The organism is Streptomyces sp. NPDC058741 (genome assembly GCF_042746715.1).
GTDB lineage: Bacteria > Actinomycetota > Actinomycetes > Streptomycetales > Streptomycetaceae > Streptomyces.
The window spans coordinates 256704-269324 of the sequence record NZ_JBHYQH010000004.1 but is presented as its reverse complement, the minus strand read 5'-3'; the positions used below and the strand labels follow the sequence as shown (position 1 = coordinate 269324).

13 protein-coding genes are annotated in these 12621 nt (G+C 73.8%); 11 read left to right on the top strand and 2 right to left on the bottom strand.

The genetic code is table 11. The features are described 5' to 3' along the window. The first annotated feature begins 85 nt into the window (after positions 1–85). Positions 86–499 (top strand): hypothetical protein, encoded by a 414-nt coding sequence (locus ACFW6P_RS05410; RefSeq protein WP_386422985.1) that lies wholly within the window; start codon positions 86–88, stop codon positions 497–499. Further along, complete coding sequence (locus tag ACFW6P_RS05405; RefSeq protein WP_386350751.1) at positions 391–1143, top strand: hypothetical protein; 753 nt, start codon at positions 391–393, stop codon at positions 1141–1143. Before ACFW6P_RS05410 ends, ACFW6P_RS05405 begins: the two co-directional genes overlap by 109 nt. Positions 1144–1213: 70 nt before the next feature. On the opposite strand, the gene ACFW6P_RS05400 is transcribed toward ACFW6P_RS05405, so the two are convergent. Further along, positions 1214–2506: a DUF1015 domain-containing protein gene (locus tag ACFW6P_RS05400; protein WP_386350374.1), complete on the bottom strand. Its 1293-nt coding sequence runs from the start codon at positions 2504–2506 to the stop codon at positions 1214–1216. A 72-nt stretch (positions 2507–2578) separates the two neighbouring features. Here ACFW6P_RS05400 and ACFW6P_RS05395 point away from each other — a divergent pair, with 72 nt between their 5' ends. The 4 genes from ACFW6P_RS05395 (at position 2579) to ACFW6P_RS05380 (ending at position 6648) form a co-directional block, all read left to right on the top strand. Next, positions 2579–3610, top strand: a complete 1032-nt coding sequence (locus tag ACFW6P_RS05395) for an HAD hydrolase-like protein (RefSeq protein WP_386350377.1) — start codon at positions 2579–2581, stop codon at positions 3608–3610. A 61-nt stretch (positions 3611–3671) separates the two neighbouring features. Beyond that, on the top strand, positions 3672–4715 hold the full coding sequence (locus ACFW6P_RS05390; RefSeq protein ID WP_386422976.1) for a FecCD family ABC transporter permease: 1044 nt from the start codon (positions 3672–3674) through the stop codon (positions 4713–4715). Continuing rightward, positions 4712–5749: a FecCD family ABC transporter permease gene (locus tag ACFW6P_RS05385; protein WP_386350382.1), complete on the top strand. Its 1038-nt coding sequence runs from the start codon at positions 4712–4714 to the stop codon at positions 5747–5749. The genes ACFW6P_RS05390 and ACFW6P_RS05385 overlap by 4 nt, the downstream gene beginning before the upstream one ends. After that, positions 5746–6648 carry an ABC transporter ATP-binding protein gene (locus ACFW6P_RS05380; protein WP_386422974.1) on the top strand — a complete coding sequence of 301 codons (903 nt, stop codon included), beginning with the start codon at positions 5746–5748 and terminating at the stop codon, positions 6646–6648. Before ACFW6P_RS05385 ends, ACFW6P_RS05380 begins: the two co-directional genes overlap by 4 nt. Here the strand turns inward: ACFW6P_RS05380 and ACFW6P_RS05375 are convergent. Next, positions 6632–6979: an SCP2 sterol-binding domain-containing protein gene (locus ACFW6P_RS05375; RefSeq protein WP_386350387.1), complete on the bottom strand. Its 348-nt coding sequence runs from the start codon at positions 6977–6979 to the stop codon at positions 6632–6634. The two genes, ACFW6P_RS05380 and ACFW6P_RS05375, sit on opposite strands and share 17 nt — an antisense overlap. A gap of 42 nt (positions 6980–7021) precedes the next feature. On the opposite strand from ACFW6P_RS05375, the gene ACFW6P_RS05370 reads away from it, so the two are divergent. The 5 genes from ACFW6P_RS05370 (at position 7022) to ACFW6P_RS05350 (ending at position 12601) form a co-directional block, all read left to right on the top strand. Beyond that, positions 7022–7372 (top strand): hypothetical protein, encoded by a 351-nt coding sequence (locus ACFW6P_RS05370; RefSeq protein ID WP_386350390.1) that lies wholly within the window; start codon positions 7022–7024, stop codon positions 7370–7372. A gap of 7 nt (positions 7373–7379) precedes the next feature. Beyond that, on the top strand, positions 7380–8195 hold the full coding sequence (locus ACFW6P_RS05365) for a TlyA family RNA methyltransferase (RefSeq protein ID WP_386350393.1): 816 nt from the start codon (positions 7380–7382) through the stop codon (positions 8193–8195). Then, positions 8192–9097, top strand: a complete 906-nt coding sequence (locus tag ACFW6P_RS05360) for an NAD kinase (RefSeq protein WP_386350395.1) — start codon at positions 8192–8194, stop codon at positions 9095–9097. Before ACFW6P_RS05365 ends, ACFW6P_RS05360 begins: the two co-directional genes overlap by 4 nt. Positions 9098–9252: 155 nt before the next feature. Continuing rightward, positions 9253–10971, top strand: a complete 1719-nt coding sequence (gene recN, locus ACFW6P_RS05355; protein WP_386350753.1) for a DNA repair protein RecN — start codon at positions 9253–9255, stop codon at positions 10969–10971. Positions 10972–11458: 487 nt separating this feature from the next. Further along, on the top strand, positions 11459–12601 hold the full coding sequence (locus ACFW6P_RS05350) for a glycosyltransferase family 4 protein (RefSeq protein ID WP_386422972.1): 1143 nt from the start codon (positions 11459–11461) through the stop codon (positions 12599–12601). Positions 12602–12621: the final 20 nt, after the last annotated feature.

The following is a 12621-nucleotide window of genomic DNA, read 5'->3' as shown; positions in this document are numbered from 1 at the left end:
GACCGTCCGGCCTTCCGTCGTGACGACCGGGGTGACCGTCCGGCCTTCCGTCGTGACGACCGGGGTGACCGTCCGGCCTTCCGTCGTGACGACCGCCGTGACGACCGGGGTGACCGTGGCGGCTTCCGTCGTGACGATCGCGGTGACCGTCCCGCCTTCCGTCGCGACGACAGTCCTCGCGGTGACCGTGGCGGATTCCGCCGCGACGACGACCGCGGTGACCGCGGTGGTTTCCGTGGTGGACGGGACGACCGTGGTGGTCGTGGACCGCGTCGTGACGACCGTGGTGGGCGTCCCGGTGGGTTCCGGGGTGGCCGGGACGACCAGCGGGGCGGTGGCCGGTTCCGTGACGAGCGGGAGCGTGACCGGGACCGGGAGCCGATCAAGCGGCTGCCTATCCCTGAGGAGGTCACGGGCGAAGAGATCGACAAGGACGTCCGGCAGGAACTGCAGAGTCTGCCGAAGACGCTCGCGGACGACGTCGCCCGGAACCTGGTGATGGTCGCGCGGCTTCTCGACGAGGACCCCGAGGGCGCGTACGGCTATTCCCGGGTCGCGCTGCGGCTGGCGTCGCGTGTGGCGGCCGTGCGGGAGGCCGCAGGGTTCGCCGCCTACGCCAACCAGAAGTACAGCGAGGCGCTGGCCGAGTTCCGGGCCGCCAAGCGGATGACCGGCAACATCGACCTGTGGCCCGTCATGGCCGACTGCGAGCGTGGGCTCGGGAGGCCGGAGAAGGCGATGGACATGGCCGGGGCGCCCGAGGTGCAGAAGCTCGACAAGGCCGGCCAGGTCGAGATGCGTCTCGTCGCGGCCGGTGCGCGGCGGGACATGGGGCAGCTCGACGCCGCGATCGTGACGCTGCAGAGCCCGGAGCTCGCCGCCAACTCGGTGCAGCCCTGGACCGCTCGGCTGCGGTACGCGTACGCTGACGCGCTGCTCGCCGCCGGGCGGCAGGGCGAGGCGCGGGAGTGGTTCGCGAAGGCCGTCGAGGCCGACCGGGACGGCAGCACGGACGCCTCGGACCGGCTCGCCGAGCTGGACGGTGTCGAGTTCGTCGACGTCCTCGTCGAGGACGAGGACGAGGTGGAGCTCGACGCCGACGCCGACGCCCAGGTCCAGGCCGAGGACGACAAGAAGGACTGACGTCGGATGACATGTGAAGGGGCGGATCCCGGCCGGGATCCGCCCCTTCACATGTGCCCCTTCACCGGTGTCAGGGGTCGAGCGCGCGCAGCACCAGCCCCGTCGCCGGCTTCGGGCCGAACGACGTCGACTTGCGGGGCATGGTCACGCCCTGCCGGGCCAGGTCGCGGACGACGTCCTCGCGGACCGGGTGCATCAGGACGGCCGTACCGCCGTCGCGTTCCGCCTTCTCGACCGTGGCGGCCGTGTCGTGGATGTAGGCGATGCGGTCGGGTGAGTCCTCGGGGATGCCCCAGACGTGGTCGAGGAGCGTGGCGTGCAGGACCGTCGCGTCGAGGGTGCGCCAGGCGGCCGGGCGGTCGGCGGGGACCGTCCGGGTCAGGAGAGCGGGGTCCGGCCGGTCGACGAGGTGGAAGGCTCCGTCGCCGGCGAGGAGGAAGGCGTTGCCCGCGCAGGCGGCGTCCGCCAGCACCTCCAGGGCCTCGGACAGCGGGAGTTCGTAGCGGCTCACCCGGAACAGGCCCCGCAGGGCGGCCACGGCGTCCTCGACCGGAAGGGTGGGCAGGAGGCGGTGGATGGCGCGGACCCGCAGGGGGTAGCGGGCCGTGTCGACGAGCAGGACCAGACCGTGGTCCCAGGGGCTGGGGGAGGGGTGCTCCGTGCGGAGGCGGCGGTAGGTCGCCCAGCGGTGGTGGCCGTCGGCGATCAGCGCCTGGTGGCGGGCCAGATCGGTCTGGATCGCCGTCATGTCCGCGGGGTCCGTGACCGACCACAGACGGTGGCAGAAGCCGTCCTCCGTGGTGGTCGAGAGGAGGGGAGGCCGGTCGGCGGTGCGCTCGATCAGGTCGGCCGTGGTGCTCGCGGGGCCTTCGCCGCGGTAGGTCAGCAGCAGTGGTTCCAGGTTCGCCGAGGTGGCCCGCATGAGGTCCGCGCGGTCGGCGACGACATGGGGCATGACGTCCTCGTGCGGCAGCACCACCTGCTCCGCCGGGTCCGTCACGCGCAGGGCCCCGACGACGCCGCGCTGCAGCATGCCGTCGCCGTGGCGCTGTTCGTAGACGTAGAGGCAGGGTTCCGGGTCGGTGGTCAGGACGCCCTCGGCGAGCCAGCGGCGCAGGGTCTCGGCGGCCTGTTCGTTGCGGGCGCCGGCGGTGGCGGCCTGGGGCAGGATCAGGCGGACGATGTTGTACGGGTCGGCGGACTCGAGGTGGTGCAGGCCGTCGGGGCGCACCACGACGTCGTACGGCGGACTTGTGACGGCGGCAAGGCTCCCGACCCGGTCGGGGTCGTAACGAAGGCCTCGGAACGGGGTGAGTTCCAGGCCTCGGTGCGCCGTTGCCTCCGAGTGACCTGCTGTCTTCATCCCGGCATCGTACGGGTGTCGGTGGCATGGGGGATGATCGGGGGAAAGCCGTCGAACGAGGAGCGATGCGGGATGAGCCGGAGCGTCAGGACGAGGCCCGAGGGCAGGGGGCAGGCCCTGAGCGAGGCGTACGACACGGCGTTGCTCGACCTGGACGGTGTCGTGTACGCGGGCGGGGAGGCGATCGCGCACGCGGTCGAGTCGCTGAAGGCGGCCCGGTCGGGCGGGATGCGACTGGCGTACGTGACGAACAACGCGCTGCGCACGCCGGACACGGTGGCCGCGCATCTGACGGAGCTGGGCATACCGACGGGCGCGCAGGACGTCATCACCTCGGCGCAGGCGGTCGCGCGGCTGATCAGCGAGCAGGTTCCGCAGGGCGCCCGGGTGCTGGTGATCGGCGGGGAGGGGCTTCGGGTGGCGCTGCGTGAGCGCGGGCTCGTGCCCGTCGAGTCGGCGGAGGACGATCCGGTGGCCGTGGTGCAGGGGTACGGGGGGCCCGAGCTGCCGTGGGGCCGTTTCGCCGAGGCCAGTTACGCGGTGGCGCGCGGGGTGCCGTGGTTCGCCTCCAACACCGATCTGACGATTCCGAGCGGGCGGGGCATCGCGCCGGGCAACGGGGCGGCGGTGGAGGTCGTCCGGATCGCCACGGGTGCCGAGCCGCAGGTCGCCGGCAAGCCGCTGCCGCCGATGCACCGGGAGACGATCCTGCGGACCGGGGCGAAGCGGCCGCTGGTGGTCGGGGACCGGCTGGACACGGACATCGAGGGAGCGTTCAACGGGGAGGTGGACTCGCTGCTGGTCCTGACGGGTGTGACCGACGGTGCCCAACTGCTGACGGCGCCGCCGCGGCACCGGCCGACGTATGTGGACGCCGATCTGCGCGGGATGCTCACCGGTCAGCCGGACGTCGCGGAAGCGGGCGATGGCGGGTTCCGGTGCGGCGGGTGGACGGCGACGGCCGGTGCGGACCGGCTGGAGCTGGAGGGGGACGGTGAAGTGCTGGACGGGCTGAGGGCGTTGTGCGCCGCGGCGTGGACGGCTGCCTGGGACGGGGTCTGCGAGCTGGAGGGGGGCAAGGCGCTGGCGCGGCTCGGGGTGTGAGGGCATCCGCGCCCGGGCATCCGTATCGTGGATCTATGCGAGGGTAGGCTAACCTAACTCCGTGTTGGTCGAGAGTCCTCCCGAACCGCGCGCGGAGACCGCGCCCGCGCCCCCCACCCGACGTGCGGTACGCGCCTTCGGACTGCTCCTGTCCGTCGCGGTCCTCGTGCTCGTCGCCCTGGCGAGCCTCGCGATCGGGGCGAAGGAGCTGTCCCTCGGGCAGGTCTGGCACGGCCTGTTCGCGGACTCGGGGACGTACGGGGACGTGGTCGTCGCCGAGCGGCTCTCGCGGACCCTGCTCGGGCTGCTCGCCGGCGCCGCCCTGGGGCTGTCGGGCGCGGTCCTGCAGGCCCTCACGCGCAATCCGCTGGCCGACCCGGGGCTGCTCGGCATCAACGCGGGCGCGTCCGCCGCGGTCGTCACGGCCATCACGTACCTGGGCGTCACCTCGCTCACCGGCTACGTCTGGTTCGCGTTCCTGGGGGCCGCCGCGGTCGGGGCGCTGGTGTTGTTCCTCGGCGGCAGCCGGAGCGCGACGCCCGTGCGGCTCGCCCTCGCGGGCACGGCGATCAGCGCAGCGCTCTACGGCTACCTCCAGGCGGTGATGATCACGGACGACGCGGCGCTCGGCAGGATGCGCTTCTGGACGGTCGGCTCGCTGTCCGCGGCGACCGACTCGACCATCGAGCAGGTCCTGCCGTTCCTGCTGGCCGGCACGGCCCTGGCGCTGACGCTGGCCCGGCCGCTGAACGCCATGGCGATGGGCGACGACACCGCCAGGGCACTGGGCGCCGACCTGAACCGGACCAGGGCGCTGTCCATGCTGGCCGCGACGGTGCTGTGCGGAGCCGCCACCGCCGCCTGCGGGCCGATCGTGTTCGTCGGGCTGATGGTGCCGCACGTGGTGCGCTCCTTCACCGGGCCCGACCTGCGCTGGATCCTGCCGTACGCGGCGGTCCTGTCGCCCGTGCTGCTGCTCGGCGCCGACGTCGTCGGGCGGATCGTGGCCCGGCCCGCGGAACTGCAGGTCGGCATCGTCACCGCGATCCTCGGCGGACCGGTGTTCATCCTTCTCGTACGACGGCGGAGGACGGCGCAGCTGTGAGGACCACCAACCGTTCCGTGCGGACGGGCGGGCTGTCGGTACGCCTGGACGTGCGGGCCTTCACCGTCGTCGTCCTGCTGCTGGCCGTGGCGCTGGCGGGGAGTGTCGTGCTCATCGGCACCGGCGACTTCCCGATCCCGGCCGGTGACGTGCTCAGGACGCTGCTCGGCGGCGGAGACGCCGGCCAGGAGTTCATCGTCAACGAGCTGCGGCTGCCGCGTGTCCTGGTCGGGCTGCTGGTCGGCGCCTCGCTCGGGCTGGCCGGCGCGCTGTTCCAGTCCGTCTCGCGCAACCCGCTGGGCAGTCCGGACGTGCTCGGACTCGGGCAGGGCGCGACGGCCGGCGCGCTCACGGTCATCGTGCTCTTCTCCGGCAGCGCCGACCAGGTCGCCGCCGGGGCGCTGGTGGGCGGTCTGGTGACCGGCCTCGCCCTCTACGCGCTGGCCTGGAAGCAAGGCGTGCACGGCTACCGGCTGGTCCTGGTCGGCATCGGCGTCTCCGCGATCGTCACGGCCGTCAACGGCTATCTGCTCACCAAGTCCGACATCGTGGACGCGGCCCGCGCGGTCGTGTGGATGACGGGCTCCCTCGACGGCCGTGACTGGGAGCAGGTGTGGCCGCTGCTCGGGCTGTGCGCGGTGCTCGTGCCGCTGGCCCTGGTCAACGGGCGGGGCCTCAGGATGCTGGAGATGGGCGACGACGTGTCGCACGCCCTCGGGGTGCGGGTGGAGCGCGTACGGCTGCTGCTGCTGGTCGCGGCCGTGCTGCTCACCGCGTCCGCGACCGCCGCAGCCGGTCCCGTGAGCTTCGTCGCGCTCACCGCGCCGCAGCTGGCCCGGCGTCTGACCCGCTCGCCCGGCCCGAACCTGCTCGCCTCGCTGTGCATGGGTGCCGCCCTGCTGATCGTCGCCGACTGGGCCGCGCAGCGGGCCTTCGGCGGCGAGCAGCTGCCCGTGGGCGTGGTGACCGGTGTGCTCGGCGGGGTCTACCTGCTGTGGCTGCTGGTCACCGAGCGCAGGGCCGGCCGGATATGAGCACCCGCCGCGGCACGGGGCGCCGCGCCGGGAGCAGCACCAGCGCACCGAACGACCAAGGGAGCACCGTGAACCGCCTGTCCGCAGAGAACGTCACCCTCGCCTACGACCAGCGGGTCATCGCCGAGCGGCTGTCGGTGGAGATACCCGACCACTCCTTCACCGTCATCGTCGGGCCCAACGCGTGCGGCAAGTCGACGCTGCTGCGGGCGCTGTCGCGGATGCTGAGGCCGAGCGAGGGCCGGGTGCTGCTCGACGGGCAGGTCATCCAGTCGATGCCGGCCAAGAAGGTCGCCCGGACCCTGGGCCTGCTGCCCCAGTCGTCCATCGCGCCCGACGGCATCACCGTCGCGGACCTGGTCGGCCGCGGCCGCTACCCGCACCAGGGCCTGCTGCGCCAGTGGTCCGCCGAGGACGAGCGGGTCGTGCAGGAGTCCATGCGGCAGACCGGCGTCGCCGAACTCGCCGACCGCTACGTCGACGAGCTGTCCGGCGGTCAGCGCCAGCGCGTGTGGATCGCCATGGCCCTGGCCCAGCAGACACCGCTGCTGCTGCTCGACGAGCCGACGACGTACCTGGACATCCAGCACCAGATCGACGTCCTGGACCTGTGCGCGGAACTGCACGAGGAGCAGGGGCGCACGCTCGTCGCCGTGCTGCACGACCTGAACCACGCCGCGCGCTACGCCACCCACCTCATCGCGCTGCGCGCGGGCGGGGTCGTCGCGGAGGGCGCGCCGAAGGACGTCGTCACGGCCGAGCTGGTCGAGGAGGTCTTCGGGCTGCGCTGCCAGGTCATCGACGACCCGGAGACGGGCACGCCCCTGGTCGTGCCGGCGGCCCGCAAGGCACGCGGCAAGGACCCCTCCGGGAAGATCGCCGCTACAGGAGCTTCTTGAGGCGCAGCACGTCCCGCAGCCCGGCGTGCAGCTTCACCCGGCCCTGCCCCCAGGCCGTGGCGAAGTTGAGCCTGCCGTCCACCAGCGTCACCAGGTCGTCGCCGGTCATGGCCAGCCTGATGTCGGCCTTGTCGGGCGGCGGTCCCGGGACGGTGTCGTGCACCTCGATCCGGCCGGCCCGCATCCGGCCGACGAAGCTGACGTCCAGGTCCGTGATGTGGCAGCTCACCGACCGGTCCAGTGCCGCGGCCTCGCGGACGTTCCCACCGGCACGCTGCATGTTGTCCGAGAGCTTGTCGAGTGCGCTGCGGCACTCCTCGATCGTGGCCATCGTGATCGACGGTACCGCAACGGTTCGCGGTAGCGTCGGGGCATGGACGACGCAGTGCCCGAGACGGTGGTGGAGGCGCGGCAGGAGCCCGTGCCGGGGGCCGGGCCCGATCCGGTGTACGACCCCGCCGCGCCCGCGCCCCTGAACGTGCCCCGTACCCCCACCGGCGACCCCGCCGTGGACGCGGCCCTGGACCGGCTCGGTGACGCCGACCACCTCGCCACGGACGGACACGTGGAGGTGTACGAGGATGTGCACCGGGGGCTGCGCGACGCGCTCACCGCGCTCGACGCACGTCCGGGACCTCCGGCTCCCGCCGGTCACCCGGCCACCGCCCCTCACCGCGGTCCTTCCGGCCGCCCCCTCCGACCGCCGTACGAACACAGGAGCTGAACCCACCGTGGCAGGAGTCGCACGTCGCCGTCTGGACGCGGAGCTGGTCCGCCGCAAGCTCGCGCGCTCGCGTGAGCACGCCGGGCAGCTGATCGCCGCCGGGCGGGTCTCCGTCGGCAAGACCGTCGCGACGAAGCCCGCCACGCAGGTGGAGACCGCCGCCGCGATCGTCGTGGCGGCCGACGACGACGACCCGGACTACGTCTCCCGCGGCGGCCACAAGCTCGCCGGGGCGCTGCAGGCGTTCGTGCCGCGGGGGCTGGCCGTCGAGGGGCGCAGGGCGCTGGACGCCGGCGCGTCGACCGGCGGTTTCACCGACGTCCTGCTGCGTGCGGGCGCCGCCCACGTCGTCGCCGTGGACGTCGGATACGGCCAACTCGCGTGGAGCCTGCGCAACGATGAACGCGTCACCGTCAAGGACCGTACGAACGTACGCGAGTTGACGCTTGAAGCGATCGATGGGGAGCCTGTGGATCTTGTCGTGGGGGATCTGTCCTTCATCCCGCTCGGGCTGGTCCTGCCCGCCCTGGTGCGGTGCGTGAAGCCGGCCGCCGATCTGGTGATGATGGTCAAGCCGCAGTTCGAGGTGGGGAAGGAGCGGCTGGGCAGCGGGGGAGTGGTCCGCAGCCCGCAGCTGCGGGCCGAGGCGGTGCGGGGGGTCGCCGAGAAGGCCTGGGGGCTGGGGCTCGGCGCGAAGGGCGTGACGGCCAGTCCGCTGCCCGGGCCGTCGGGGAATGTCGAATACTTCTTGTGGCTGCGGGCCGGGGCACCGGAACTGGACCCGGCCGACGTTGACCGTGCAGTGGCGGAGGGGCCGCGTTGACCGAGAACCGAGCTCGTACTGTTTTCCTGCTCGCCCACACCGGCCGGCCCGCGGCCGTGCGCAGTGCCGAACTCGTGGTGAAGGGACTGCTGCGCTCCGGTCTCGGTGTGCGGGTCCTGGAGGCCGAGGCCCGCGACCTGCCGCTGCCGGACGAGGTGGAGCTCGTCAAGGAGGCGACCCCGCAGTGCCTCGACGGGTGCGAGCTGCTGATCGTGCTGGGCGGCGACGGCACGCTGCTGCGCGGCGCGGAGTTCGCGCGGGCGTCGGGCGTGCCGATGCTCGGCGTCAACCTCGGCCGGGTGGGCTTCCTCGCGGAGGCCGAGCGGGACGACCTCGACAAGGTCGTCGACCGGGTGGTGACCAGGGCGTACGAGGTCGAGGAGCGGATGACCGTCGACGTCGTCGTGCACCGCAACGGCGACATCGTGCACACCGACTGGGCGCTGAACGAGGCCGCCGTGCAGAAGGTGTCCGCGGAGCGGATGCTGGAGGTCGTCCTGGAGATCGACGGGCGGCCGGTGACCGGGTTCGGCTGCGACGGGATCGTGTGCGCCACGCCGACCGGGTCGACCGCGTACGCCTTCTCGGCCGGCGGGCCCGTGGTGTGGCCGGAGGTCGAGGCGCTGCTCATGGTGCCGATCTCCGCGCACGCGCTGTTCGCCAAACCGCTGGTGACGTCGCCGGACTCCGTGCTGGCCGTGGAGGTCCTGCCGCACATCCCGCCTGGTGTGCTGTGGTGCGACGGGCGGCGGACCGTGGAGCTGCCGCCCGGCGCCAGGGTCGAGGTGCGGCGGGGTGCGGTGCCGGTGCGGCTGGCCCGGTTGCACCACGCGTCGTTCACGGACCGGCTGGTGGCGAAGTTCGCGCTGCCGGTCTCGGGGTGGCGGGGCGCCCCTCATTAGGGTGGCTGCTCGTCGTCGGCGGGCGCGGGGCTCTGGTGGTGTGCCGCGCGGTTCCCGCGTCCCTGACGGGGCGCTGCCACTCTCGTGGGTGACAGGGGTAGGCCGGTCGCACGTCCCGGCCTGGACCTCGTAAGGTCGTGTCCGTGTTGGAGGAGATGCGGATACGGTCGCTGGGCGTGATCGACGACGCCGTGGTCGAGCTGTCGCCCGGGTTCACCGCGGTCACCGGTGAGACGGGTGCGGGCAAGACCATGGTGGTCACCAGCCTGGGGTTGCTGCTGGGCGGGCGGGCCGACGCGGCGCTCGTGCGGATCGGGGCCGGGAAGGCGGTCGTCGAGGGGCGGATCACCGTGCCCGGGGACGCCGCTGTGGCCGTGCGCGCCGAGGAGGCCGGGGCCGAGCTCGACGACGGGGCCCTGCTGATCAGCCGTACCGTTTCCGCCGAGGGGCGCTCCCGGGCGCACCTGGGCGGGCGCAGCGTGCCCGTGGGCGTGCTGGCCGAGCTCGCCGACGAACTGGTGGCCGTGCACGGGCAGACCGACCAGCAGGGGCTGCTGAAGCTGTCCCGGCAGCGGCAGGCGCTCGACCGGTACGCGGGTGACGCGGTCGCCGTGCAGCTGGCCAAGTACGGCGAGGCGTACCAGCGGCTGCGGGCCGTCTCCGCGGAACTCGACGAGATCACCACGCGTGCGCGGGAACGGGCCCAGGAGGCCGACATGCTGCGCTACGGGCTCGACGAGATCGCGGCCGTCGAGCCCCGGGCCGGTGAGGACACGGAGCTGGCCGAGGAGGCCGAGCGGCTCGGGCACGCCGAGGCCCTGGCGTCCGCCGCAGCCGCCGCGCACGCCGCGCTCGCCGGCAACCCCGAGGACCCCGAGGGCGTCGACGCCGGCACGCTCGTCGCGGGCGCGCAGCGCGCCCTGGACGCCGTACGGTCGCACGACCCGGCGCTGGCCGCGCTCGCCGACCGCATCGGGGAGATCGGGATCCTGCTGCGTGACGCGGCCGGGGACCTCGCGGGCTACGCCGACGATCTGGACGCCGATCCGCTGCGGCTGGCGGCCGTCGAGGAGCGCCGGGCCGCGCTCACCGGACTCACCCGGAAGTACGGCGAGGACATCGCGGGCGTGCTCGCCTGGGCCGAGCGGGGTGCCGGCCGGCTGACCGAACTCGACGGCGACGACGAGCGGATCGGGGAGCTGACCGCCGAGCGGGACGCCCTGCGCGCCGAACTGGGCGGGCTGGCTCAGGCACTGACGGAGGCCCGCACGGAGGCCGCCGAGCGGTTCGCCGCCGCCGTGACCGCCGAGCTGGCCTCGCTCGCCATGCCGCACGCGCGCGTGTCGTTCGACATCCGGCAGACGGAGGACCCGGAGGGCGTCGAGGTCGGCGGCCGTCCGGTCGCCTACGGGCCCGCCGGCGCGGACGAGGTCGAGCTGCTGCTGGCCCCGCACCCGGGAGCGCCGCCCCGGCCCATCGCCAAGGGCGCCTCCGGTGGTGAGTTGTCGCGCGTGATGCTGGCTGTGGAGGTGGTGTTCGCGGGGACGGATCCCGTGCCGACGTACCTCTTCGACGAGGTCGACGCGGGCGTCGGCGGCAAGGCCGCGGTCGAGATCGGGCGGCGGCTGGCACGGCTGGCGAGGACCGCCCAGGTCGTGGTCGTCACGCATCTGCCGCAGGTGGCCGCCTTCGCCGACCGGCAGCTGCTCGTCGAGAAGACCAACGACGGGTCGGTGACCCGCTCGGGCGTCAAGGTCCTGGAAGGCGAGGACCGGGTCCGGGAACTGTCCCGCATGCTCGCCGGGCAGGAGGACTCGGAGACGGCCCGGGCCCACGCGGAGGAACTGCTGGCGACGGCTCGGGCTGACCTGTAGCCCCGCCGGGCGGTCGGCGCGCTGTTGCGGGAGGGCCGGCGGACGGTGGCCGGAGCATGGCTCGGGGCGGGCGGTCGGCGGCTGCCGGACGGCGGTTGGCGGTTGGTGCTGGCGGACGGTAGCCGGGCGGCGGGCACACCACGGCCTGGGCCCTGGCACTGACCCTGGCCCCGGCGGCGGCCGACGGTGGTGGCCGGGCGGCCGGCCATCGTCCGCCCGGGCGGCGCATCCCCCTCGGCCGCGGCGGGTTGTCGCCCTCGGCCGGGACAGCGGACCGGGCGGCGGTCCGGCGGCGGAGCCGGGTGGGTCGCCCGAATTCACTCGTGTGGGTGACGCGGCCCGGCGTATTGCCTGGATCCCGCGCCCCCACGGTCGCGCCGCCGGGGTCCCGGCGTTCCCGGAACACCCGTATGTCCTGGCATCCTTGGCGGAGTACGCGTCGCCATCGCGTCGTGACCGCCCGACCCGAACCAGGAGCCCCGGCCACGTGACCCCCGTGAGCAGCCACGCACCGCATGGCCAGTTGCCGCTGCGCACCGTGCAGGTGCTGGGCGGAGGCAACGCCGCCAGCAGTGCGCACGTGCGTTCGCTGGCCTCGGGGCTTGTCGCGCGGGGCGTGAAAGTGACGGTGTGCGCCCCATTCGAGGCGGAACACGCCTACGGTTTCAGCGGGGTCGGGGCGGACCATGTGCACGTGCCGCGCAGCAGCGACCCCGTGTCCGTGGCGGCGCTGCGGACGGCCTGCGCCGGCGCCGACCTGGTCCACGCCCACGGACTGCACGCCTCCTTCCGTACCGTGCTCGCGCTCAGCGGGCGCCGCGTGGGGACCCCGCTGGTCGTGACGTGGCACGACCGGGCACACGCCGACGGAGCGCGAGCCCATCTGCTGCGGGTGCTGGAGCGGCGGGTCGCCAGGGCCGCCACCGTCGTCCTCGGGACGACCTCGCCGCTCGTGGACCGGGCCCGGCGGACAGGCGCCCGGGACGCGCGCCTCGCGGCCGTGGCGCTGCCCGGCCCCCGCAGACCTCTGGAGCCCGACGATCCCGACCGGCTCCGCTCCAAGGTCCGCGCCGAACTCGGCGCGATCGGCAGGCCGTTGCTCATGGCGGTCGGCTCACTGGAGCGGCACCGCGGCTACGGCGTGCTGCTGGACGCCGCCCGCGTGTGGCGCCGTCTCGACCACGTCCCCCTGGTCGTGATCGCGGGGGAGGGGACGCTGCGCGGTGAGCTCCAGCAGCGGATCGAGGACGAAGGGCTGCCGGTCCGGCTCATCGGGCGGCGCGACGACATCGCCGACCTCCTCGCCGCCAGCGACCTCGCCCTGCTGCCGAGCCGCTGGGAAGCCCGCTCCGTGCTCGCCCAGGAGGCCCTCCACTCAGGCGTGCCGCTCGTCGCCACCGGCGTCGGCGGGATCCCCGAACTCGTCGGCGACGCCGCCGAACTCGTCCCGTACGGCGACGCCCAGGCCTTCGCCGAGGCCGTCGTCCGGCTGCTCGGCGACCCCGCGCGCCGGACGCATCTGAGGGACAAGGGCGCCCGGCAGGCGGCGACCTGGCCGACGGAGGACGAGACCGTCGCCCAGGTGCTCAGCGTCTACGACGAGCTGACGCAGCCGCTGCCTCTCGCCTAGGGGCAGACGGGAGTCGAAGA